At 61.2% G+C, this 21,308-nt stretch carries 23 protein-coding genes; 16 read left to right on the top strand and 7 right to left on the bottom strand.

Translation table 11 applies throughout. From position 1 onward, the window contains the following. The 6 genes from P9875_RS19950 to glpK all read left to right on the top strand — a co-directional run bounded on the left by P9875_RS19950 (position 1) and on the right by glpK (position 6,589). Complete coding sequence (locus P9875_RS19950) at positions 1-1,092, top strand: ABC transporter ATP-binding protein (protein WP_278316395.1); 1,092 nt, start codon at positions 1-3, stop codon at positions 1,090-1,092. Beyond that, the gene (locus P9875_RS19945; RefSeq protein ID WP_034754965.1) at positions 1,092-1,976 is read left to right on the top strand and encodes a carbohydrate ABC transporter permease; all 885 of its coding nucleotides are present in this window, start codon (positions 1,092-1,094) and stop codon (positions 1,974-1,976) included. The genes P9875_RS19950 and P9875_RS19945 overlap by 1 nt, the downstream gene beginning before the upstream one ends. Continuing rightward, complete coding sequence (locus P9875_RS19940; protein ID WP_099400550.1) at positions 1,973-2,779, top strand: carbohydrate ABC transporter permease; 807 nt, start codon at positions 1,973-1,975, stop codon at positions 2,777-2,779. The genes P9875_RS19945 and P9875_RS19940 overlap by 4 nt, the downstream gene beginning before the upstream one ends. 1 nt (position 2,780) lies before the next feature. After that, the gene (locus P9875_RS19935; protein ID WP_402718758.1) at positions 2,781-3,083 is read left to right on the top strand and encodes a DUF2160 domain-containing protein; all 303 of its coding nucleotides are present in this window, start codon (positions 2,781-2,783) and stop codon (positions 3,081-3,083) included. Positions 3,084-3,289: 206 nt separating this feature from the next. Further along, positions 3,290-5,017, top strand: a complete 1,728-nt coding sequence (locus tag P9875_RS19930) for an ABC transporter substrate-binding protein (RefSeq protein ID WP_034779106.1) — start codon at positions 3,290-3,292, stop codon at positions 5,015-5,017. 78 nt (positions 5,018-5,095) lie between these two features. Then, positions 5,096-6,589, top strand: a complete 1,494-nt coding sequence (gene glpK, locus P9875_RS19925) for a glycerol kinase GlpK (protein WP_278316394.1) — start codon at positions 5,096-5,098, stop codon at positions 6,587-6,589. 7 nt (positions 6,590-6,596) lie between these two features. Here glpK and P9875_RS19920 read toward each other — a convergent pair whose 3' ends face one another. Next, positions 6,597-7,157 carry a YdcF family protein gene (locus P9875_RS19920; protein WP_278316393.1) on the bottom strand — a complete coding sequence of 187 codons (561 nt, stop codon included), beginning with the start codon at positions 7,155-7,157 and terminating at the stop codon, positions 6,597-6,599. A 54-nt stretch (positions 7,158-7,211) separates the two neighbouring features. Continuing rightward, positions 7,212-7,850: a cysteine hydrolase family protein gene (locus P9875_RS19915; protein ID WP_278316392.1), complete on the bottom strand. Its 639-nt coding sequence runs from the start codon at positions 7,848-7,850 to the stop codon at positions 7,212-7,214. A 142-nt stretch (positions 7,851-7,992) separates the two neighbouring features. On the opposite strand from P9875_RS19915, the gene P9875_RS19910 reads away from it, so the two are divergent. Together P9875_RS19910 and P9875_RS19905 are read left to right on the top strand one after the other, a co-directional pair. Continuing rightward, a complete protein-coding gene (locus P9875_RS19910) occupies positions 7,993-8,958 on the top strand; it encodes a GlxA family transcriptional regulator (protein WP_423221857.1) in 966 nt (321 codons plus the stop codon). Positions 8,959-9,070: 112 nt separating this feature from the next. Continuing rightward, entirely contained in the window at positions 9,071-9,382 is a 312-nt protein-coding gene (locus P9875_RS19905) for a hypothetical protein (RefSeq protein WP_278316390.1), read from the top strand. Positions 9,383-9,585: 203 nt separating this feature from the next. On the opposite strand, the gene P9875_RS19900 is transcribed toward P9875_RS19905, so the two are convergent. The 5 genes from P9875_RS19900 to P9875_RS19880 all read right to left on the bottom strand — a co-directional run bounded on the left by P9875_RS19900 (position 9,586) and on the right by P9875_RS19880 (position 13,466). Beyond that, positions 9,586-10,407, bottom strand: coding sequence for a toll/interleukin-1 receptor domain-containing protein (locus tag P9875_RS19900; protein ID WP_278316389.1), 822 nt, complete (start codon positions 10,405-10,407; stop codon positions 9,586-9,588). Then, positions 10,404-11,204 (bottom strand): hypothetical protein, encoded by an 801-nt coding sequence (locus P9875_RS19895; RefSeq protein WP_278316388.1) that lies wholly within the window; start codon positions 11,202-11,204, stop codon positions 10,404-10,406. Before P9875_RS19895 ends, P9875_RS19900 begins: the two co-directional genes overlap by 4 nt. A gap of 339 nt (positions 11,205-11,543) precedes the next feature. Further along, positions 11,544-12,404: a tetratricopeptide repeat protein gene (locus tag P9875_RS19890; protein WP_278316387.1), complete on the bottom strand. Its 861-nt coding sequence runs from the start codon at positions 12,402-12,404 to the stop codon at positions 11,544-11,546. A 65-nt stretch (positions 12,405-12,469) separates the two neighbouring features. Beyond that, positions 12,470-12,817 carry a hypothetical protein gene (locus P9875_RS19885; protein WP_035820081.1) on the bottom strand — a complete coding sequence of 116 codons (348 nt, stop codon included), beginning with the start codon at positions 12,815-12,817 and terminating at the stop codon, positions 12,470-12,472. 148 nt (positions 12,818-12,965) lie between these two features. Further along, positions 12,966-13,466 carry an Lrp/AsnC ligand binding domain-containing protein gene (locus P9875_RS19880; RefSeq protein WP_034754979.1) on the bottom strand — a complete coding sequence of 167 codons (501 nt, stop codon included), beginning with the start codon at positions 13,464-13,466 and terminating at the stop codon, positions 12,966-12,968. Positions 13,467-13,571: 105 nt separating this feature from the next. Here P9875_RS19880 and P9875_RS19875 point away from each other — a divergent pair, with 105 nt between their 5' ends. From P9875_RS19875 to P9875_RS19840, 8 genes are all read left to right on the top strand, one after another. Further along, positions 13,572-14,861, top strand: a complete 1,290-nt coding sequence (locus tag P9875_RS19875; RefSeq protein WP_035820079.1) for a D-amino acid dehydrogenase — start codon at positions 13,572-13,574, stop codon at positions 14,859-14,861. A gap of 13 nt (positions 14,862-14,874) precedes the next feature. Next, entirely contained in the window at positions 14,875-15,990 is a 1,116-nt protein-coding gene (alr, locus tag P9875_RS19870; protein WP_278316386.1) for an alanine racemase, read from the top strand. 88 nt (positions 15,991-16,078) lie between these two features. Further along, positions 16,079-16,636 (top strand): NADPH-dependent FMN reductase, encoded by a 558-nt coding sequence (locus tag P9875_RS19865; protein WP_278316385.1) that lies wholly within the window; start codon positions 16,079-16,081, stop codon positions 16,634-16,636. 142 nt (positions 16,637-16,778) lie between these two features. Further along, positions 16,779-18,362 carry a sensor domain-containing diguanylate cyclase gene (locus tag P9875_RS19860; RefSeq protein WP_278316384.1) on the top strand — a complete coding sequence of 528 codons (1,584 nt, stop codon included), beginning with the start codon at positions 16,779-16,781 and terminating at the stop codon, positions 18,360-18,362. 114 nt (positions 18,363-18,476) lie between these two features. Beyond that, positions 18,477-19,013, top strand: coding sequence for a hypothetical protein (locus P9875_RS19855; RefSeq protein WP_035820072.1), 537 nt, complete (start codon positions 18,477-18,479; stop codon positions 19,011-19,013). A gap of 41 nt (positions 19,014-19,054) precedes the next feature. Continuing rightward, positions 19,055-19,471, top strand: a complete 417-nt coding sequence (locus tag P9875_RS19850; RefSeq protein ID WP_278316383.1) for a hypothetical protein — start codon at positions 19,055-19,057, stop codon at positions 19,469-19,471. Between the two features lie 120 nt (positions 19,472-19,591). Continuing rightward, complete coding sequence (locus tag P9875_RS19845) at positions 19,592-19,948, top strand: hypothetical protein (protein WP_278316382.1); 357 nt, start codon at positions 19,592-19,594, stop codon at positions 19,946-19,948. A gap of 1 nt (position 19,949) precedes the next feature. Beyond that, the gene (locus P9875_RS19840; protein ID WP_278316381.1) at positions 19,950-21,308 is read left to right on the top strand and encodes a TolC family protein; all 1,359 of its coding nucleotides are present in this window, start codon (positions 19,950-19,952) and stop codon (positions 21,306-21,308) included.

Below are 21,308 nucleotides of genomic sequence, written 5' to 3'. Positions count from 1 at the left end.
ATGGCGCGCATCGAACTGGTCGACCTGGCCCACGCCTACAAACCCAATCCTTCCGCACCCGCCGACTATGCGCTGCGGCCCATGAGCATGGAGTGGCATGACGGCGGCGCCTACGCCTTGCTGGGGCCGTCCGGCTGCGGCAAGACGACCTTGCTCAATATTATCTCCGGTCTGGTAAAACCATCGCATGGCAAGGTGCTGTTCGATGGCAAGGATGTGACGCAGCTGCCCACGGAAGCACGCAATATCGCGCAAGTGTTCCAGTTTCCCGTCATTTACGACACCATGACCGTGCACGACAACCTGGCGTTTCCGTTGCGCAATCGCGGCTGGAAAGAGACCGAGGTGAAAAAGCGCGTGCAGCAAGTGGCGCAGATGCTGGAATTGACGGGCGACCTGAAACTGCGCGCCAGCGGCTTGTCCGTGGACGCCAAGCAAAAGATTTCGCTGGGCCGCGGCCTCGTGCGCCCCGACGTGGCGGCTGTGCTGTTCGACGAACCGCTGACGGTGATCGACCCGCATCTGAAATGGCTGTTGCGCAGAAAGTTGAAGGAAATCCACCACGAACTGAAACTGTCCCTGATCTACGTCACGCACGACCAGGTGGAAGCGCTGACCTTTGCCGACCAGGTGGTCGTCATGACGCAGGGCGAAGTGGTGCAGACGGGCAGTGCGCAAGCGCTGTTCGAGGAACCGGAACACACGTTTGTCGGCTACTTCATCGGCAACCCGGGCATGAACTTGCTCGATTGCACCCTGGACGACGGCGGCGTGCGCGTGGCGGGACAGCTGCTGGCCGTGTCCGCTGCCGCGCGCGCGGCGCTGTCTGGCGCGCAAGGGAAAATCACGGTGGGCGTGCGGCCGGAGTTCGTCGAATGCGTGAAAGCGGGCGAGGGTGGCGACCATTGCCTGGAGGCCACGGTCACTGCCGTGCGCAACATGGGCACGCATTACCTGGCGGAATTCCAGCTGGGTAGCGCGACGGTGGCGGCCAAGCTGCGCGCCATCGACGCCGTCGCCGGGAATGCTGTGCGGCTGCGCTTTCCGCCGCAACGCACCTTGTTCTATGTCAACGATAAGCGGGTGGCCTGATGATACATAACGGTAAAACCGATAACAACCGCCGCGCCTGGCTATTGATCTTGCCCGTGCTGCTGTGCGTGGCCTTTTCCGCCATCCTGCCCCTGATGACGGTGGTGAACTATTCCGTGCAGGATATTCTGAGCCCCACGCAAAAGGTGTTTGTGGGCACGGAATGGTTCCGCATGGTCATGCTGGACGGCGACTTGCACAGCGCCTTGCTGCGCCAGCTACTGTTTTCCGGCTCCGTGCTGGCCATCCAGATTCCGCTGGGTATTTTGATTGCCCTGTGCATGCCGGCCGATGGCTGGAAGGCGTCCCTCGCCTTGGTGCTGATCGCGCTGCCCCTCTTGATTCCCTGGAACGTCGTGGGCACCATCTGGCAAATCTTTGGCCGCGGCGACATCGGCCTGATGGGCTACACCTTGAATCAACTGGGCTTTGACTACAACTACAACGGCAATTCGCTCGACGCCTGGCTGACGGTGATGGTGATGGATATCTGGCACTGGACGCCTCTCGTCGTGCTGCTGTGCTATGCGGGTCTGCGCGCCATTCCCGACGCGTATTACCAGGCGGCGCGCATCGACGGCGCCTCGCGTCTGGCCGTGTTCCGCTACATCCAGCTGCCGAAACTGCGCAATGTGCTGATGATCGCCGTCTTGCTGCGCTTCATGGACAGTTTCATGATCTACACGGAACCGTTCGTGCTGACGGGCGGCGGACCGGGCAACGCCACCACCTTTTTGTCGCAATACCTGACGCAAAAGGCTGTGGGCCAGTTCGACCTGGGGCCGGCGTCCGCGTTTTCCCTGATCTATTTCCTCATCATCCTGCTGTTCTGCTTTGTGCTGTACACGTGGATGCAGAGAGTCGGCACGGGAGACCAGAAATGATGCACAAGAAAATGAGCAGCGCCATCCTCGTCGTCTTTTTGCTGGCGTCGCTGTTGCCCATCTACTGGATGCTCAACATGTCGCTCAAGACCAACGAGGAAATCGTGGGCGTGCTGAGCCTGTGGCCCCAGCAATTGACGTTTGCCAACTACCACACGATTTTTACCGACCGGTCCTGGTACAGCGGCTACATCAATTCCATGATCTACGTGGCCTTGAACATGGTCATGTCGGTCACGGTGGCCTTGCCGGCAGCTTATGCTTTCTCACGCTACAACTTTGTCGGTGACAAGCATTTGTTCTTCTGGCTCTTGACCAACCGCATGACGCCGCCCGCCGTCTTCCTCGTACCGTTCTTCCAGCTGTATTCCACCGTCGGCCTGATGGATACGCACCTGGCCGTGGCGCTGGCGCACATGGTCTTCAATGTGCCGCTGGCCGTGTGGATACTGGAAGGTTTCATGTCCGGCGTGCCCAAGGAAATCGACGAGACGGCGTATATCGACGGCTACAGTTTCCCCCGCTTTTTCATCCGCATCTTCTTGCCGATGATCAAGTCAGGCGTGGGCGTGACGGCGTTTTTCTGCTTCATGTTCAGCTGGGTGGAACTGTTATTGGCGCGCACCTTGACGTCCGTCAATGCCAAGCCGATTGCCGCCACCATGACGCGCACCGTGTCGGCGGCCGGCATGGACTGGGGCGTGCTGGCGGCGGCCGGGGTGCTGACCATCGTGCCTGGCGCGCTGGTGATCTGGTTCGTGCGGCATTACATTGCCAAAGGTTTTGCGATGGGGAGGGTATGACATGGAAAATACCGATAGCACAGCCAGCCTGTTCGGCTGGATGGCGTGGACGCCGGAAGTGGCCATCTTCTTCATTTGCATCGGCCTGATGCTGGCCGGCATGACGGTGTGGCAAATCCGTTCGCCCAGCATAGCACGCAAGGGCTTTTTGCCCATGCCGACCACGCGCGGCGACCGCCTGTTCATTGGTTTACTCACGGCGGCCTATGTGAATCTGGCGTGGGCGGGGTTTACGGAAATGCAGCAGGCGATTGGTGCCGGCATCAGTTTTGTAGTGTTGTTGGTGGTAATGCGTTGGGGGTGAGAGCATCTGACATAAGCTACTGCGCGGCGCGCTTTGCGGCCGGCGATGCTCACCGTACTAAAGTACGGTTGCGCTTCTCGGCCACAAATCACTGCCGCTCGCTACGCTTCTGTCAGGTGCGTTAAGTTAGTTGGGTGTGTTAAATCGTAGATGAAAAAGCGGCCAGCCTCCGGCAGGCCGGATGACAACTATAAGGGAGATTCACGATGAAATTGAAGTTCACGGTCTTCGCGGCTGCGGCCATGCTCGTGTCGAATGCGGCCCTGGCCGACGCCAAGCAGGCGCAAACCTGGATCGACAAGGAATTCCAGCCATCCAGCCTGAGCAAGCAGCAACAGCTTGCTGAAATGAAATGGTTCATCGATGCGGCGGCCAAGCTGAAAGCCAAGGGCATCAAGGAAATTTCCGTGGTCTCGGAAACCATCGACACCCACGTCTACGAATCGAAGACCCTGGCCAAGGCCTTCGAGGAAATCACGGGCATCAAGGTGCGCCACGACATCATCCAGGAAGGCGACGTGGTGGAAAAGCTGCAGACCTCGATGCAGTCCGGCAAGAGCATCTATGACGGCTGGATTTCCGATTCCGATTTGATCGGCACGCATTACCGCTATGGCGCCGTCGAGCCGCTGTCCGACTACATGGCCGCCAAGGGCAAGGAATTTACCAATCCCGGCCTGGACCTGAAAGATTTCATCGGCATCAGCTTTACCACGGCGCCGGACGGCAAGGTGTATCAGCTGCCCGACCAGCAATTCGCCAACCTGTACTGGTTCCGCGCCGACTGGTTCGCGCGCAAGGATTTGCAAGCCAAGTTCAAGGCCAAGTATGGCTACGAGCTGGGCGTGCCGCAGAACTGGTCCGCCTATGAAGACATCGCCGACTTTTTTACCAATGACGTGAAGGAACTGGACGGCAAGAAAGTCTATGGCCACATGGATTACGGCAAGAAAGATCCATCGCTGGGCTGGCGCTTCACGGATGCGTGGCTGTCGATGGCTGGCGCGGCCGACAAGGGTATTCCGAACGGCATGCCTGTCGACGAATGGGGCATCAAGGTCGCGGCCGACAAGTGCACGCCCGTGGGCGCCTCGATGTCGCGTGGCGGCGCCACCAATTCGCCGGCGGCCGTCTTTGCGCTGACGAAATATATCGACTGGATGAAGAAATACGCGCCGCCGCAGGCGAACGGCATGAATTTCTCGGAATCGGGCCCCGTGCCGGCGCAGGGCGAAATCGCCCAGCAAATCTTCTGGTACACGGCATTTACGGCCGGCATGACGAAACCAGGCTTGCCAGTGGTGAACAAGGATGGCACGCCAAAATGGCGTATGGCGCCGTCGCCGCACGGTCCGTACTGGAAAGAGGGCATGCAGAACGGCTACCAGGACGTCGGTTCCTGGTTCCTGTTCAAGTCCACGCCGGACGACCGCAAGGCGGCCGCCTGGCTGTACGCGCAATTCGTTACGTCGAAAACCGTGTCGCTGAAGAAATCGATCGTCGGCCTGACCTTCATCCGCGATTCCGACATCCGCCACGATTATTTTACGAAGCACGCGAACGAATACGGCGGCTTGATCGAGTTCTACCGTAGCCCGGCCCGCGTGGCGTGGACGCCGACGGGCAACAACGTGCCCGACTATCCGAAGCTGGCGCAGCTGTGGTGGAAAAACGTGGCCACGGCCATCACGGCGGAAAAAACGCCGCAAGCCGCCATGGATAACCTGGCCGAGGAAATGGACCAGGTCATGGCGCGCTTGCAGCGGGCCGGCATGAAGGCCTGCGCACCCAAGCTCAATCCGAAAGTTGATCCGAACCAGTATCTGTCGGACCAGCACGCTCCATGGAAAAAGCTGGCGAATGAAAAACCGAAGGGTGAAACGATTGCCTACGACAAGCTGCTGCAAGCCTGGAAAGAAGGCAAGGTAAGGTAAACTGCCTGCGCTGTCCTGAGGGCACGGAGTGAATCCGCTCCGTGCCTGTTTTTACCCGCTTTTCCGCACCACCAGACAATGACCAAATACATACTTGCTTTAGATCAGGGCACCACCAGTTCGCGCGCCATCCTGTTCGACCATGCGGGCCGGCCGCACGCCAGCGCGCAGCGCGAGTTCCGCCAGATTTTCCCCCAGCCGGGCTGGGTCGAGCATGACGCGAACGAAATCTGGGCCTCGCAAGAGGGCGTGCTGCACCAGGTATTGCGCGACAGCGGCGTGGCGGCAAGCGATGTGGCCGCCATCGGCGTGACCAATCAGCGCGAAACGACGGTGCTGTGGGACCGCGCCACGGGCGAACCCGTCGCCAACGCCATCGTCTGGCAAGACCGCAGAAATGCCGCCTATTGCGAGCAACTGGTCGAGCAGGGCAAGGCGGACTTGATCCAGCAAAAGACGGGTCTCGTACTGGACGCCTATTTTTCCGCCACCAAACTCAAATGGCTGCTCGACAACGTGGCCGGCGCCCGCGCGCGCGCCGAACGGGGAGAGCTGGCCTTCGGCACCGTCGACAGCTGGCTGATCTACAAGATGAGCGGCGCCCACTTGACGGACACGAGCAACGCGGCGCGCACCATGCTGTTCAACATTCATACCTTGCAGTGGGACACGGACTTGCTGGCGCTGCTCGGCATCCCCGCCTCCCTGCTGCCCGATGTCGTGCCATCGAGCGGTGTGGCCGCGCACACGCACGCTGCATTGCTGGGCGTGTCCGTGCCGATCGCTGGCATCGCGGGCGACCAGCAGGCCGCCACCTTCGGCCAGGCGTGCCTGAAACCGGGCATGGCCAAGAATACGTACGGCACGGGCTGCTTCATGCTGATGAACGTGGGCAAGCGCCCATTGCCATCGAAAAACCGGCTGCTGACGACGGTGGGCTGGAGCCTGGGTGCCGGCAGCGACAAGACCGATTATTTGCTCGAAGGCAGCGCCTTTATCGCCGGCGCGGCCGTGCAGTGGATGCGCGACGGCATCGGCATCATCCGCGACTCGTCCGAAGTGGAAGCGCTGGCCACCAGCGTGCCCGATTCGGGCGGCCTGGTCTTCGTGCCCGCGTTCGCGGGCCTCGGTGCGCCGTACTGGGACCCATATGCGCGCGGCACCCTGATCGGCATCACGCGCGGCACGGGCAAGGCCCATATCGCGCGCGCGGCATTGGAAGGCGTGGCCTACCAGAACGTGGACGTCCTGTCCGCCATGCAGGACGACGCGGGCATTGCGCTATCCGAATTGCGCGTCGATGGCGGCGCGGCCCGCAACGACATGTTGATGCAGTTCCAGGCCGACATATTAAATGTGCCCGTGGTGCGTCCCGTGGTGACGGAAACGACAGCCTTGGGCGCCGCCTACCTGGCGGGCCTGGCCGTGGGTTTCTGGGAATCGCAGGAAGAAATCGCCGCCCAGTGGCAGGTGGGACGCCGTTTCGAACCGGCCATGGCGGCCGACGAACGCTTGAGCCGGCTGCACAAATGGCAGCGGGCAGTGGAGCGCTCGCGCGACTGGAGCGAGTGAACTGGTATCAATGGCGCATGAAATACACGGCGTAACCTACCGTTTCGCGCGGCACGGAATACAGGTCGCGCAGCTCGAAGTAGGGCGCGTGCACCTGGCCGCTGACGCTGATGCCGGCCCGCTCCAAAGCCAGCCGGAAGCGCGGTACATGAAAATATTGCGTGGCGACCATGGCTGTCTGCCAGCCGTGCTGGCGCATGAGAAGCGCCGTGTTGCGGGCCGTGGCGTCCGTCGTCCATCCTTGATTATCCTCAAGGATGGCGCTGGCTGGCACGCCGCGCGATTGCAGGTAGCGGGCCATAGCCGCGGCCTCGTCAAAACCTTCCTTGCCCGTTGCCCCGCTGACGAGGATATGCGGCGCCCTGTGTTCCTGGAACTGCTTGAGCGTCGCGTCGAGCCGCGCCTGCAGGCGGGGGCTGGGCGTGCCGTCGGGCAGGATCGTATTGCCGGGCACGACGATCACGTCGGCGGGGGCCGGCTTGTCGTTGAGTCCATCGAGCACCAGCGCGGCCGTGGCCAGCAGGAACAAGCCAACAGCGCTTGAACCGAGCACAGTTATTTTTCGCATCGTTCATCATCAAATAGGGAATGGACGCATGATACCCGTCCATTCCCGCCGGCGTCAGTTCACCTGCGCCTTGCGCGCGCGCTGGTTCGACAGATAGATATTGTCTATTTCCAGCGGTTTGCCCTCGCGCACGGCATTGAGCCAGTCCTGCGTGCTGGCGACGGCGGCGAAATTCGAATGGAAGACGGCGCTGAAGACACGGTGGATTTCCTCGGCGCTGGCCGTGCCGCCTGCGTTGGCGTAGGGCAGGGTGCCGGTGGCGTCCTGCAGGAATTCCACTTGCAAGCCGTCGTGCGCGGCGTGGTAGATGGTGGCGGCGTCGCAGTTGTGCGTCATGTAGCCGATCACGCTCAAGGTGTCGATGTTGTGGCTATCGAGCCAGGCGCGCAGATCCGTGCCCGCAAAGGCGCTGCCCATGCTCTTGTTGATGCGGTGGTCGGCGGCAAAGGCGGCCACTTGCGGATGCAGCTGCCAGCCATCGCTGCCTTTGGCGAAGATGGGCGAGGCTTCCGGCGCGTCGTGCTGGACGACGATGACGGGCACGCCGGCGGTGCGGGCGGCGGCCATGGCGGTGACGATATTCGGCAGCGAGATGTCGACGGACGGGTATTCGATGGGCATGTCGCCCGTGAAGTATTCATTTTGCACGTCGATGACGAGCAGGGCGCGGCGTGGTGCGGTAGTGTTGGACATGCGTGACTCCTGAATGGTTGAAAGGGGAAGGACTTCCCCGATACAGCCATTGTCAAGCCGCGCGATGCAAATAAAAAGTGGCCCGAAGGCCTATGTGCGATAAAATCGGGCCATGACTGCTTCTCTTGCCCATGCCGCTCCTTTGACGGTAGCCGTGATCGCCTTCGACGGCATGACGCCGTTTCACCTGTCCGTGCCTTGTCTCGTGTTTGGCGCCCAGACGGACGAGGCCGATCTGCCGCCTTTCCACGTGCGCGTGTGCGCCGCCGATCCCGCGCCCTTGCGCACGGCGGCCGGCTTTTCCATCACGCCCGAGTTCGGCCTGGAAGGGCTGGGGGGAGCCGATATCGTCATCATGCCGGCCTGGCACGACGATTGCCGCGATGCGGCGGCGCGCCTGGTCGAGGCGTTGCAGGCGGCCAGCCGGCGCGGCGCGCGCATGGTGGGCCTGTGCCTGGGCGCGTTTCCACTGGCGCAGGCGGGCTTGTTGGACGGCAAGAGCGCGGCCACGCACTGGGGCATGGCGGACCGGCTGGCGGCACGCTATCCCAAGGTCAGGGTGGACCGGGAAGTGCTGTACGTGGACGATGGCGGCGTGCTGACGTCGGCCGGCGTGGCGGCCGGCCTCGATTGCTGCCTGTATTTGCTGCGCCAGCTGGCGGGCGCCGAAGTGGCGAACCGGGTGGCGCGCCGGTTGCTGGTGGCGCCGCACCGCCAAGGCGGGCAGGCGCAATTCATCGAGCGCCCGCTGCCCGTGTCCGGCAGCGAAGGGCGTTTTGCCGACGTGCTGGCCAGCGTGACGGCCAGCCTGGGCCAGGCGCACAGCATCGACGCGCTGGCCGAACGTGCCGCCATGAGCCGGCGCAATTTCACGCGTCACTTTCGCCAGGCGACGGGTACGTCGTTCAAGCAGTGGCTGCTGAACCAGCGCCTGGCGCATGCACAAGGCATGCTGGAAAAGAGCGCGGCCTCGATCGATGTCGTGGCGCAAGAGGCCGGCTTCGGCACGGCCCTGTCGCTGCGCCAGCATTTCCGTACCAGCCTGCAGACGTCGCCCTCGGCGTACCGCAAGCTGTTCCGCCAGCGCTCGGCCGATGGCATGGCCTGAGTCCGGATACGGCCCTTCTTGTTGCCAAATAATAAAGTGCATTTCTAGTTGTGCTGGGGTAATATTCACGCGAATTTTACATATTGACATTACCCTGCCGAAAGAGATGCGCTTGAAAAACCTGTTCCTTGTCACCGCACTGAGTTTCTTCCTGTTCTCAAACGCGGCTCTTGCCCAGACTGGCAAGGATTGCACCGCCATCGTCAAATCCGCGCAAGACGCGGCAGACAGGGCTGATTGGGTGATCGACGGCGATGTCGTCGATGTCGTGCACATGCATTCCGACCCTGAGCGCCTTCATGTCAGCATTGACAATGCCAAGGTTGAATATGAGCTTGAGCGGTCGCCACGTTTCTTCAGTGCCATGTTGATCGCCGATGCATGTGTTTCGGAAGGCGCAATACCCATGCGGGGTATATGTTGAGCATCATTGCCGATAAGGAGCATGACGCGCAGTCGCTTGCATCCCAACAGCGATTCTTCCATTCACTGACCTTTGAGTAGCATCATTGCCGAGAAAAGGTTGGCTGCAGAGGCAGGCGGGCGGTCATCAAAGGCGCCTTTTCGGTATTTGTTCATGCGTAAAAAGCTGCCGATGCTGCTAATCTTGCTGCAGGAACACTCCCTTTAAGCAGGCGTGTCGAAAAAGGCTTTTGGCGTTATTAATGCATTTAGGAATGTGATCTTAACTGGTACCCAGTCGTTACTCTTTCGTTCGTGTCTGATGCTAATGATTTGCAGGTTCGCGTTATTGTTGATCTGGATACGGACTTTAAATGGATGGCCTGGCGTCGTTGGTCGATCGAGAGCCATGGTTTTAACATTTGCCACGGTACCGTCAGGAAGTTTGCAACCTGTTAAGGTTCCCGTTTTATGAGCTGGTTCACCTGGGATGTCGAAATAAAGGCCTTCATGTGGGCTAGTGAAGAAAAAAGCGAAACTGGAGATCGGTTCCATGAAGTGCTCTGCCACAATCTCAATATTGCAAACTTCCCCTTCTCCACTCACCAATGCATGAAGATTGCTAAATGTTTTTGAGGATGGTTCATAGACGTTCCTCCCGGAACAAACGTCAATAGCTTGACGCACCGCGACGTCAAGGCCATGGTTGTACAAGTCAATCCAAGCAGTCTGGGTCAGCAACACTGGCATATCGGATTTATCAACACGGATAGGTATGAACTTGATGCAATCGTTTTTTGCCGAACGCATAAGTGCATTTTGCCACTCGAGCTTAACCATCGGGCTGGCCAAGCTTTTCGCTGAGACAAAAAAGAGGAAGTATTTGCACGATTGCAGACCATTTTCCATCTTGTCGATGATCCCGTCACCTGGCTGAATGTTCCAAGAGTCGTAGAACACGTTCTCACGCCCGAATATCTTAATGAGCGCTTGGTCAAATCGCTCGATGATGGGTTTGTCATTCCAGTTATGCGACAGAAAAATCATTCTGGGTATTTCCCTTGTTCGTCAGAGGATGAGTAGCGGTATTCGACTTTCAATGGCAGATCGGTCATAGCATAGTGAACGAACTGGGCACCGAGTTCGGTTAGTTCGTACTGTTCGTCCATGTCAAACGAAGAGACTGTTGTTTTGGCTCCCCCGCTGGTACTGCGTTTAGCAGCAGGCTTAGCAAGGAACTGTCCAGCGTAGTTTACTTCCCGATGCTGCCTGATGATTCCACCCATCGACAGATCGCGGAAGAGTAGACGATAGAGGTCTGCATCTGCCGAGTCTTCTCGGACTGCTGGACGGTTCAGGTCACGCCAGATCATGCCGCGCGAGGTGCCTCGACCATGAGCTTGGTATATTTGGCCGATGACTTGAAAATGAAGCTCGGAGAATTGGCCTATCCAACTGATGAACATGCGAACAACGTCATCACTTGAAGTCTGAGATCCGGCAGCGTTTGCCAGAATATTGCGAATCCAGACACGCTTTTCTTCACTTTCGGCTCCTGCCCAGTCCCGAAATGTTTTCCTTACCAGTGATTGGAATGCTTGACTCTGAACCCGTTCAGCAATGCGTTCGTCGTGCAAGTCAAGGCGTGCCATTATTTCTATAATGGTAGCTTCTTTCTCCTGTACTTCGTCTTGCAACATTCGAAGCCATTCTTGGAAAAAACGGTTCGCACGTTCCTGGTCTTTATCGTGCCATTGATTAGAAACCGATAAATACAGGGAGCCGAGTGCTCGAACATTGCTATCTTCAGAGTCAGGAGGCGGGGGCTGAGTAAGTGTATTCATAGGACTCTACAAATAGGAAAGTTCAACTATTGTAGCTCCCCTGAAAACTTTGGCGATAGAACAGGCGTCAAAAGAAGCAAAAGACCGTTGCTGTTCATTTAAGGCCGAAATCATGTGAGGTCGTGAGCTCGAAGGCAGGACCATTATTTGTACACGAGCTTAGCCTTGATTGACCAATCAGTGTGCATTTGCACTGAGATTGCGCAGAGTTTTAGCTTGAGTTCTGGCGTGCTGAGGCTGTGTCGCGATGGTGGGCCTGTCCATCGCGTCACAGGCCAGTCTGCAGGTTTTGCCATTAGTCTACCGTAAGCTATTCCGCGAGAAGCTGGCGCTAGCTGCCTAATCGACGCCGGGTAACCATAGCGTGGCAGGGTCGCGGCTGCCTTGCGGCAGCATCGCGCTGACGGCGATTTGCCGCCCGATGAAAGCGGTGGCATCGAAGCCATAGCGTTCCTGGAAAGACACGGTTTCCGCGCTCATCAATTCGGCATACGTTTGCATCAGGGTCGAGGCGCCAACATGGTTGTCTTGCGCCAGGTAGGTGGCGATGGCGGTCATTAGCACGGGGTAATCTGCATTCTCCTTGCTGCCGCCAAAGTGGAACGACAATTGCCCGCAGGCGCGCCAGACGGGGTCAATTTCCCCGTCCGGCACTGGCTGCGCGCGCAGCCATTGCAAGGCTTTCAGGGGCGGGCCGCCAAAGGACGGTGGCGAGATGATCGCCTGGATGGCCACCTTGACGGCGGCATCGATTCTTCCCGCGCGCACATACTGGCCATGCAGCAGCACCAGGGCGTCCGTATATTCGGGCACGATGGCCAGCGCCGCTTCCAGCAGGGCGATGGCCGCCTCCGGCTTGCGCTGCGCGATCTGTTCCTTGGCTTCCAGGAAGGTGGCGCGCGGCGAGGCGGGGTCGTCGGCCAGGGTCGGCGTGCCGACATACTCGTCTTCCGCTGTCGCGTGGGCTTGCAGGAAGGCCGTCAGGCTGGAAAAGTGCGGCTGGATGCGCCACTCGTCGTGCCAGGTTTCGACGACGATGGGTTCGGACGCTTCGCGGCCGATGGGCCAATACAGGCCGAAGGTGTCGCCATTGCCCAGCGCGCCTTCAGAGAAGGGAATAAAACCGAGCGGTGGATACGCTGTCGTGTGTTGCCAGTCTTGTTCCGCCGAGATATGGGCGAGGCTTGCGGGTAATTGCATGGAGGCACCGGAGGATAAAACGCCAGTGTAGAACAAGAGGACGCTGTGGGCGCGTCCGCATGGGCTTACTCGCGCGGCTCGTGGATGCGGAATTTCTTCACGATACCGGCCTGGTCGAACATGACGGCCACTTCGCGCGTGCCTTTTTCGCCCAGCAGGGGAATAAGGCGCGTCACCTTGGGCGCTTGCAGTTGGTTCTTGTAGACCCAGACTTCATAGCCGGGATCGAAGCTGACGACGGTGGCGTTGCCCAGGGCCGCGTCGAGGTCGAGGCGGGTGGTCTTGCCGACCTTGATGTTCTGATAGATGGCGCCATTGTCCGGCGCGCGGTTAACTTTGTATTCACTGGCGGTGCACATGGCCACGGCCAGTCCCGCGAGGCAGGAAGCTGCCAGTTTTATCAATGTGTTCATACGGACTCCCAATGTGCATCACTGCTTCCAATCTCAGAGGGGACGGGCGTGATGTCAGGAGGGCAGTGTGCTTGTGTCGCCCCGAATGTGCTACAAGATTATACAAAGGCGCACGATGCAATCCTGCCGGTACCGGCTGGCGGTACTTTTACCGGCTCTGCAATACGTCGGTCGACAGCGCCAGGGTTTCCTTGATTTCTTCCATCACCACATAGCTTTTCGATTGCGCGGCGCCCGGCAGCTGCAGCAGCATGTCGCCCAGCAATTTGCGGTACTCGGCCATTTCATGGATGCGCGCCTTGATCAGGTAATCGAAGTCGCCCGACACCAGGTGGCATTCCTGCACCTCGGGAATTTGCAGCACTTCGCGGCGGAATTGCTCGAAGGCGGACGCGGATTTTTGATTGAGCGTAATCTCCACAAAGACCAGCAGCTTGGCGCCCAGCGCGGCCGGGTTCACCTTGGCGTGGTAGCCCGTGATGACGCCGTCGCGCTCCATGCGCTTGACCCGCTCGATGCAGGGCGTGATGGACAGTCCCACCTGTTCACCGAGGTCTTTCATCGAGATGCGGCCATCCTGTTGCAGGATGCGCAGGATGTGGCGATCCAGCTTGTCGAGGCCACGTGCCGATTCTTTAAGGATTCTCATGATTTATTGCTGAATATCTCGATTTATACGTGAACAAATACTGGCTCTTTCCCAATATGATAGCGGTTAATCTGGCGTCAGCCTAAAAAATATAATGAGGAAACTATGCGTATCGTGATTCTGGGTAGCGGCGTCATCGGCGTCACCAGTGCTTACTATCTGGCCAAGGCAGGACATGAGGTGACCGTCATCGACCGCCAGCCGGGCCCGGCACTGGAAACCAGCTTCGCGAATGCGGGGCAAATCTCGCCCGGCTACGCTTCGCCATGGGCCGCGCCCGGCATTCCCCTGAAAGCCGTGAAGTGGATGATGCAGCGCCACGCACCGCTGGCCATCTCGCTCGACGGCAGCGCCGCCCAGCTCAAATGGATGTGGCAGATGTTGCGTAATTGCACACCGGAAGCGTATGCCGTGAACAAGGAACGCATGGTGCGCCTGGCCGAATACAGCCGCGACTGCTTCAAGGTGCTGCGCGCCGAGGCCGGCATCACCTATGAAGGCCGCCAGCAAGGCACGATGCAATTGTTCCGCACTGAAAAACAATACAACGATGCCGCCAAGGATATCGAAGTATTGAAAGATGCGGGTGTGCCATATGAAGTACTGCAGCGCAACGAGTTGTCGCGCGCCGAGCCGGCCCTGGAAGCTGTCAAGGATAAACTGTTCGGCGGCCTGCGCCTGCCCAACGATGAAACGGGCGACTGCCAGCTGTTTACCACCCGCCTGTCCGAGATGGCCGAGGCGCTGGGCGTGAAGTTCCGCTATGGCGTGTCCATCGATGCCTTGCTGACGCAGGGCGACGAAATCGCTGGCGTGCAATGTGGCGCGGAAATCGTCAAGGCCGATTCCTATGTCGTGGCGCTCGGTTCCTACTCGACGGGCTTCATGAAGCCGCTGCTGGACATTCCCGTGTATCCATTGAAGGGCTACTCGATCACCGTGCCTATCGTCAACGCGGCCAAGGCGCCCGTATCGACCATCCTCGATGAAACCTACAAAATTGCCGTGACGCGTTTCGACGACCGCATCCGCGTGGGCGGCATGGCGGAAATCGCCGGCTACAACCTGAACCTGAACCCGCGCCGCCGCGAAACCCTGGAGATGGTCGTCAACGACCTGTTCCCCGGCGGCGGCAACACGGCGGAAGCGACTTTCTGGACGGGCTTGCGTCCGATGACGCCGGACGGCACGCCGATCGTCGGCCGCACGCCGCTGCGCAACCTGTTCCTCAACACGGGCCACGGCACACTGGGCTGGACCATGTCCTGCGGTTCGGCACAATTGCTGGCCGACCTGATGTCGTCGAAAAAGCCGGCCATCCTGGCCGACGACCTGTCCGTCAGCCGCTACAGCGGCGCGCAGGGCCAGGGCAAACTGCAGCACGCGGCGGCCTGAGATGGCGGCCAGCATGCCTCCCAAGGAACGTAGCGGCGCCATCCTGACGGTGGATCTGGACGCCGTGCGCGCCAACTACCGCTTGCTGCGCGACAAGGCGCACCCGGCCGCCTGCTCGGCCGTCGTGAAATCCGACGCGTATGGCCTGGGCGCCGCGCAAGTGGGCGCGGCCCTGTATGAAGAAGGTTGCCGGCACTTTTTTGTGGCGCACCTGGAAGAGGGCATCAGCCTGCGTCCGCACGTGGCGCCGGACGCGGCCATCTTCGTGCTGCACGGCCCGCCCGTCGGCACGGAAGGCGAATTCACGGCCCATGGCCTGACGCCAGTACTCAACAGCGAGCCGCAGGTGGCCGGCTGGCGCCAGCACGCAGCAGCGCTGGGCACCACCCTGGACGCCATCGTGCAGGTGGACACGGGCATGTCGCGCATGGGTCTGTCGCCGCGGGAAGTCGACGCCTGGCTGCTGGACCCGCACTTTCTCGACGGCATCAAGGTGCGCTACATCATGAGCCACCTGGCGTGCGCCGACGAGCGCGGCAATCCCATGAATGGCGAGCAGCTGGCCCGTTTCATCGCCATCCGCGCCCGTTTGCCGCAATACCGCGCCAGCCTGGCCAATTCCTCGGGCATCTTCTTGTCGCCCGATTATCACTTTGACCTGGTGCGCCCCGGCGCGGCCCTGTACGGCATCGGGCCGCAGGGAGGCGAACCGAATCCCCTGCGCTCCGTGGTGCGCCTGCAAGGCAAGGTGCTGCAGACGCGCACGATTGCCGCCGGCGACCATGTTGGCTACAGCCGCCGCTACACGGCCAGCGAGCCGCGCCAGGTGGCCACTGTTTCCGTCGGTTATGCCGATGGCTGGCTGCGCAGCATGAGCAACCAGGGCCTGGCCATCGTCGACGGCGTGAAAGTGCCGCAGATCGGCGCCATCTCGATGGATTCCATCACGCTCGACGTGAGCGCCATCGCCGAAGAGCGCGTCGCGCCGGGCAGCCTGGTCGACCTGATTTGCGCGGAACACCCGGTCGACGCCGTCGCGGCCATGGCCAATACCATCGGCTACGAGGTACTGACCAATTTGGGCGGGCGTTACTACCGCGAGTACCAAGGGCTTGCCGGCGCACGTTAAGCAGCGCGAAACCGATGATTGTGTGGCAAGATAGCCCTGGCGTGAGCTTCACTCCAGGGCTTTCTATTAACCAATATCGGGGATTTATATGAGTCAATATAACGTTGCTATCATCGTCGGCAGCCTGCGCAAGGATTCCTTCAACCGCAAGCTGGCCGATGCGCTCGTCAAGCTGGCGCCGCCCGAGTTTTCCTTCAAGCACATCGACATCGGCGACTTGCCGCTGTACAACCAGGATGACGATGGCGCGCAGTCCGAGCAGGTGCTGCGCCTCAAATCCGACATTTCCGCTTCGCAAGCCTTGCTGTTTCTCACCCCCGAATACAACCGCTCGATCCCCGGCGTGCTGAAAAACGCCCTCGACCACGGTTCGCGTCCGTATGGCCAGAGCGTGTGGGGCGGCAAGCCGGGCGCCGTGCTGGGCGTTTCCGTCGGTGCCACGGGCACGGCCCTGGCGCAGCAGCATTTGCGCAATGTGCTCGCCTACCTGGACGTGCCGCTGCTGAACCAGCCTGAAATGTTTATCCAGGCCAAGGACGGCCTGTTCGACGAACATGGCGGCATCGGACCTGCCAGCCTGGGCTTTTTCCAGGGCTGGATGCAGCGTTACGTGGACTGGGTCCGCAAGCACGCCATCCACGCTTGATGCATATCAAGGCGGCAGCGCTCTGCGTTGCCGCTTGTACACTTTCTTTGACCATGGATGCCAAGATTTCAATATTGGCACGGGCCTCTCGGTATAATGCGCTCTTTCTTTAGTGCAATACTTTCCAAATCTTGCCGACTCCATGTGGACTAAACCTGTTCTGCGCATGAATTTGCGCCGTTTGATCGTGCTCGTGGCCTTTGCCAGCGCCCTGGTGTCCCTGGCCAATACCTTCTATGCCAGCTACAGCGTGCAGCGCCAGCTGCTGATCGACACCACCCTGGAAGCGAACCACGCGTATGCAAGCAAGCTGGCCAGCACGGCCGAGGATTTCCTGCAGTCGGCGCGCCAGCAGCTGGCCTACAGCGCCGGCAGCCTGCCATCGCGCCTGGGCGACGAACAATGGCTGACGGACGAGGCACAGCGCCTGCGCCTGCAAACGAACAGTTTCAATTCCGTGCTCATCGTCGATGCCCAGGGCAAGGTGCTGGGCGTGTCGCCGGAAACCCTGGCCCTGAAAAACCGCACGCTCGATTCGGCCGGCGCCATCCAGGCGCTGCGCGAACGGCGTCCGCTGGTGACGCAGCCCTACGTTTCCTCGGCCGGCAACCTGGTGGTCTTCATTTCGCATCCCATCGTTGGCAAGGATGGCCGCTACCTCGGCTATGTGGGCGGCAGCATTTACCTGAAACAGAAAAACATCCTCTACACCATGCTGGGCCAGCATTACTACCGCGACGGCTCCTACCTGTACGTGGTCGACCAGAACCGGCGCCTGCTGTACCACCCGAACCCTGAACGCCTGGGCGACGTGGCCGGCAAGAATGACGTCATCGACACCATCATCGCGCAGCAGGGCGGCGGCAACCGGCGCATGCACAACAGCCTGGGCGTGGACATGCTGGCCGGCTACGCCGTCATGCCGTCGACGGGCTGGGGCATCGTGGCGCAGCGCCCGACTGCCATGACCCTGGCCCCGCTGAACCAGTTGATGGCCAACACGCTATGGCATTCGCTGCCGATCGCCTTGCTGAGCCTGCCATTCATCTGGTGGCTGGCCAGCCTGATTTCGCGGCCGCTGGTGCAACTGGCCGAGGGCGCGCGACGCATGGATGCGCCCGGCACGGCAGAGCACATCGGCGCCATCCGCGCCTGGTATGTGGAGGCGGCGCAGATCAAGAGGGCCTTGCTGAAGGGCTTGGCATTGCTGCAGAACAAGATCGGCAAGCTGAAGACTGACGTGGAGACGGACCCGCTGACGGGCCTGTCGAACCGGCGCGGCATGGCGGCGGCGCTCGATGCGTGGCAGGCGCAGGCGCGGCCGTTCTCCGTCATCGCCATCGACATCGACCATTTCAAGCAAGTCAACGACCGCTGGGGCCATGCCGTGGGCGACGAAGTCATCCTGCGCCTGGCGCAGCTGATGCGCGCCTGTTCGCGCGATGCCGACGTGCTGTGCCGTACTGGAGGCGATGAATTCATCATGCTGCTGCCCGATGCCGACCTGGACGTGGCCATGCAGGTGGCCGAACGCTTGCGCGCCAAGGTGGCCGCCGCCGTGATTCCCGGTGCGGGCTTTGTCACGGTATCGCTGGGCGTCGTGTCGTCGGAACAGGAAGCGGGCAAGGTGGGCGGTGCGGACGCCGTGCTGCTGGCAGCCGATGCGGCCCTGTACGTGGCCAAGGAAAACGGGCGCAATTGCGTGGGCATCACGGAGCCGGCCTGATAAACTGATCCGCTGTTTTCTGTCGCATCTGAGCCTGTCCGGGTTGCCCGCCAGCGCTTACCATGTGACCCTGATCAAGTACAACGAGGACAAGGGGATGGCAGGGGTGGATGAATGACGTTTGAGCAAGAACTTGGCATCCGCTGCGAAGTCGCTGGACAGCCGCACCCGCTGGCCTATCTGGGCTGCCGCGGACTCAACTATGGCCAGCACAGCGTGCTGCCGCTGCATCCGTTCCGCCTGAGCGTGCCGGAAACGGCGCTGGCGCCCCTGCTCGACGAGCCGTTCAACAGTTTTATCCAGACTTGCCGCGAGGATGACCTGCAGGACGAGGAAAGCGACTTGCCCGAGCTGATGCAGGCCGGCTATCCCGACATCACGGCCATGCTGGCGGGCCACCGGCCGCTGCTGGCCGACATGCTGTACGACTTCATGATCAGCGATTTGATGGACGCGATCGGGCGAGCCAGCGGCTACCGGAACCAGGTTCCACGCTACTGGGGCGACGTGGAGGCAGCGGACAACCGCGCGTATTTCATCGTCAATAAAGTGGAGACAATCTCCTTTGCCGACGGCCAGGTCATATTCGAAGGGCAGGGCTACTACGGTGTCTACGTCATCTGGCTGACGCACGGCTACCGGCGCAAATAGGGACTTGACCTTCCTCATGTGGGAAGGTTTATAGTTGTGCCATGAACCGTGCCTTTTTCCGCTTTCTCGCCCGCTCGCTGCTCTGGCTGCTAGCCGTCACGCTGCCCTTGCAGGGCTTTGCGTCGGCCATGCGCAGCTGCTGCGTGGACGAGCTGGCGGTCGCCGTCAACGTCACGGCTGTCGCAATCGAGGCGCCCACGTGCCACGACATGGCCGACATGCAAATGGCGGACCAGCCGATGAAAATGGCCATGGACGATGGCGGCGCCACGCATCACGGCCACGATTGCAGCAACCATGGCGCCTGCACCGTGGGCGCCACGGCGCCGCCCGGCATGCCGGCCTTGCACGCCTTGACCCTGCGCGCGCCGCTTCCGGCGCTGGCGCCCGATTCCCTGTTCGCCGGGCATATACCGCCTGGTCCCGAACGTCCCCCGAGAAGCACACGCTCCGCCTGACCGCCCATTGAACCTGGCGGTGCCGCCGTCGCACGTCCCAGCATCCTGAGCCTTGCACCGGCCGCGCCAGCGTTCCAGTCGCGCGCCCGCCGCGCCATACCCTGTGATTCAAGGAATACCATGAAATATCTGTTCAGCCTCGCGCTGGCTGTGCTGCCGCTGGCTGCCGCAGCGCAGTCCCCGTCCGCCCCGCAAGAGGCGCAAGCATCCGTGCCGGCCACCACTTACCGCTCCGCCTTTGCCGGCTACCGTCCCGCCGCCGAGGAAGACGCCACGCCCGACCAGACCTGGCGCGCCGTCAACGACAAAGTCGGCAAGGCCGGCGGCCACATGGGCATGATGAAAATGGATGGCCACAAGATGGAAGGGCACAAGATGGAAGGGCACAAGATGCCGATGGCCCAGCCCAACCCCAGCCCCAAGCCAGATGCCAAGCCTGCCCCGCAACATCAGCACCACCAGCATGAAGGACACTGACATGGCCCGTTTCACACAATCAACTTGCCTGACGCCGCTGGCGCTGGCGGCCGTTTTGCTGCTGAGCGGCTGCGCCAGCTTCAGCCAGGATGGCGGCATGCGGACGGTGTCCACGCTGGCCGACGTCCGCACGGGCGCCCCCGCAGCGCTGGCCGGCGAGGGGGGCGAGGAAAAATTGGCTAGCCTGCTGGCCCAGCCCCTGGACGCCGACAGCGCCGTGCGCATCGCCCTGATGAACAACCACGGCATGAAGGTGGCGCTGGCCGAACTGGGCGCGTCCGAAGCGGACCTCGTGCAGGCGGGGCGCTTGCGCAATCCTGGCCTGTCGTTCGGCCGCTCGCATGGCAGCCACGGCAACGAAATCGACCGCGGCGTCAGCTTCGACCTGGCCGGCCTGCTGACCATGCCGATGCGCTTGAACATCGAGCGGGGCCGTTTCGAGCAAGCCAAGCTGCAAGCCGCCAGCAGCGCCGTGCAACTGGCGGCCGACACCCGTCGTGCCTACTTCAATGCGGTGGCCGCCGTGCAGACGGAACAGTTCATGCAGCGCGCGCTGCTGTCGGCCGAGGCGGGTGCGGAACTGGCCACGCGCTTGCGGCAGGCGGGCAACTGGAGCCGCCTCGACCAGGCGCGCCAGCAAGTGTTTTACGCGGACGCCGTCAGCGACCTGGCGCGCGCCCGCCACCAGGCATTGGTGACGCGCGAGCACCTGACGCGCTTGCTGGGCCTGTGGGGCAAGCAGACCAGTTTTACTTTGCCGCCGCGCCTGCCCGACTTGCCGGCCCAGGCGGCTGAGGCGGGCAATATCGAGGCGCAGGCGATGGAACAGCGGCTCGACGTGCAAAGCGCGAAACTCGACGCGCATGCGACGGCCGATGCGCTGGGCTTGTCGAAGGTGACGGGTTTCGTCAACGTGCTCGACGTGGGCTACACCAACAAGAGCAGCAGCGAGGCGCCGCGCGAAAACGGTTATGAGGTGTCGCTGGAACTGCCCCTGTTCGATTGGGGTTCGGCGCGCAATGCCAAGGCGCAAGCGCTGTATGAACAGTCGCTGCAGCGCACGGCGGGCACGGCGGTGCGGGCCCGCTCGGAAGTGCGCGAGGCGTATTCCAGCTACCGCACGGCCTACGACCTGGCGCGCCACTACCGCGATGAGGTCGTGCCGCTGCGCAAGACGATCTCGCATGAAGTATTGCTGCGTTACAACGGCATGCTGGCCAGCGTGTTCGAACTGCTGGCCGATGCGCGCGAGCAGGTGGCCAGCGTGAACGGCGCCATCGAGACCCAGCGCGATTTCTGGATCGCCCAAACAACATTGCAGTCGGCCATCAATGGCAGCGGCCCAGCCGAGAAGGAATAA

The organism is Janthinobacterium rivuli (assembly GCF_029690045.1).
Taxonomy (GTDB): domain Bacteria; phylum Pseudomonadota; class Gammaproteobacteria; order Burkholderiales; family Burkholderiaceae_D; genus Janthinobacterium; species Janthinobacterium rivuli.
Note: the sequence above shows the minus strand (reverse complement) of the source record. Positions and strands in the feature narration are given on the sequence as shown.

Excerpts from the sequence above, each read along its gene's own strand:
- P9875_RS19950 (WP_278316395.1), top strand. The coding sequence starts at position 1 with ATGGCGCGCATCGAACTGGTCGACCTGGCCCACGCCTACAAACCCAAT.
- P9875_RS19945 (WP_034754965.1), top strand. The coding sequence starts at position 1,092 with ATGATACATAACGGTAAAACCGATAACAACCGCCGCGCCTGGCTATTG.
- P9875_RS19940 (WP_099400550.1), top strand. The coding sequence starts at position 1,973 with ATGATGCACAAGAAAATGAGCAGCGCCATCCTCGTCGTCTTTTTGCTG.
- P9875_RS19935 (WP_402718758.1), top strand. The coding sequence starts at position 2,781 with ATGGAAAATACCGATAGCACAGCCAGCCTGTTCGGCTGGATGGCGTGG.
- P9875_RS19930 (WP_034779106.1), top strand. The coding sequence starts at position 3,290 with ATGAAATTGAAGTTCACGGTCTTCGCGGCTGCGGCCATGCTCGTGTCG.
- glpK (WP_278316394.1), top strand. The coding sequence starts at position 5,096 with ATGACCAAATACATACTTGCTTTAGATCAGGGCACCACCAGTTCGCGC.
- P9875_RS19920 (WP_278316393.1), bottom strand. The coding sequence starts at position 7,157 with ATGCGAAAAATAACTGTGCTCGGTTCAAGCGCTGTTGGCTTGTTCCTG.
- P9875_RS19915 (WP_278316392.1), bottom strand. The coding sequence starts at position 7,850 with ATGTCCAACACTACCGCACCACGCCGCGCCCTGCTCGTCATCGACGTG.
- P9875_RS19900 (WP_278316389.1), bottom strand. The coding sequence starts at position 10,407 with ATGATTTTTCTGTCGCATAACTGGAATGACAAACCCATCATCGAGCGA.
- P9875_RS19895 (WP_278316388.1), bottom strand. The coding sequence starts at position 11,204 with ATGAATACACTTACTCAGCCCCCGCCTCCTGACTCTGAAGATAGCAAT.
- P9875_RS19890 (WP_278316387.1), bottom strand. The coding sequence starts at position 12,404 with ATGCAATTACCCGCAAGCCTCGCCCATATCTCGGCGGAACAAGACTGG.
- P9875_RS19885 (WP_035820081.1), bottom strand. The coding sequence starts at position 12,817 with ATGAACACATTGATAAAACTGGCAGCTTCCTGCCTCGCGGGACTGGCC.
- P9875_RS19880 (WP_034754979.1), bottom strand. The coding sequence starts at position 13,466 with ATGAGAATCCTTAAAGAATCGGCACGTGGCCTCGACAAGCTGGATCGC.
- P9875_RS19875 (WP_035820079.1), top strand. The coding sequence starts at position 13,572 with ATGCGTATCGTGATTCTGGGTAGCGGCGTCATCGGCGTCACCAGTGCT.
- alr (WP_278316386.1), top strand. The coding sequence starts at position 14,875 with ATGCCTCCCAAGGAACGTAGCGGCGCCATCCTGACGGTGGATCTGGAC.
- P9875_RS19865 (WP_278316385.1), top strand. The coding sequence starts at position 16,079 with ATGAGTCAATATAACGTTGCTATCATCGTCGGCAGCCTGCGCAAGGAT.
- P9875_RS19860 (WP_278316384.1), top strand. The coding sequence starts at position 16,779 with ATGTGGACTAAACCTGTTCTGCGCATGAATTTGCGCCGTTTGATCGTG.
- P9875_RS19855 (WP_035820072.1), top strand. The coding sequence starts at position 18,477 with ATGACGTTTGAGCAAGAACTTGGCATCCGCTGCGAAGTCGCTGGACAG.
- P9875_RS19850 (WP_278316383.1), top strand. The coding sequence starts at position 19,055 with ATGAACCGTGCCTTTTTCCGCTTTCTCGCCCGCTCGCTGCTCTGGCTG.
- P9875_RS19845 (WP_278316382.1), top strand. The coding sequence starts at position 19,592 with ATGAAATATCTGTTCAGCCTCGCGCTGGCTGTGCTGCCGCTGGCTGCC.
- P9875_RS19840 (WP_278316381.1), top strand. The coding sequence starts at position 19,950 with ATGGCCCGTTTCACACAATCAACTTGCCTGACGCCGCTGGCGCTGGCG.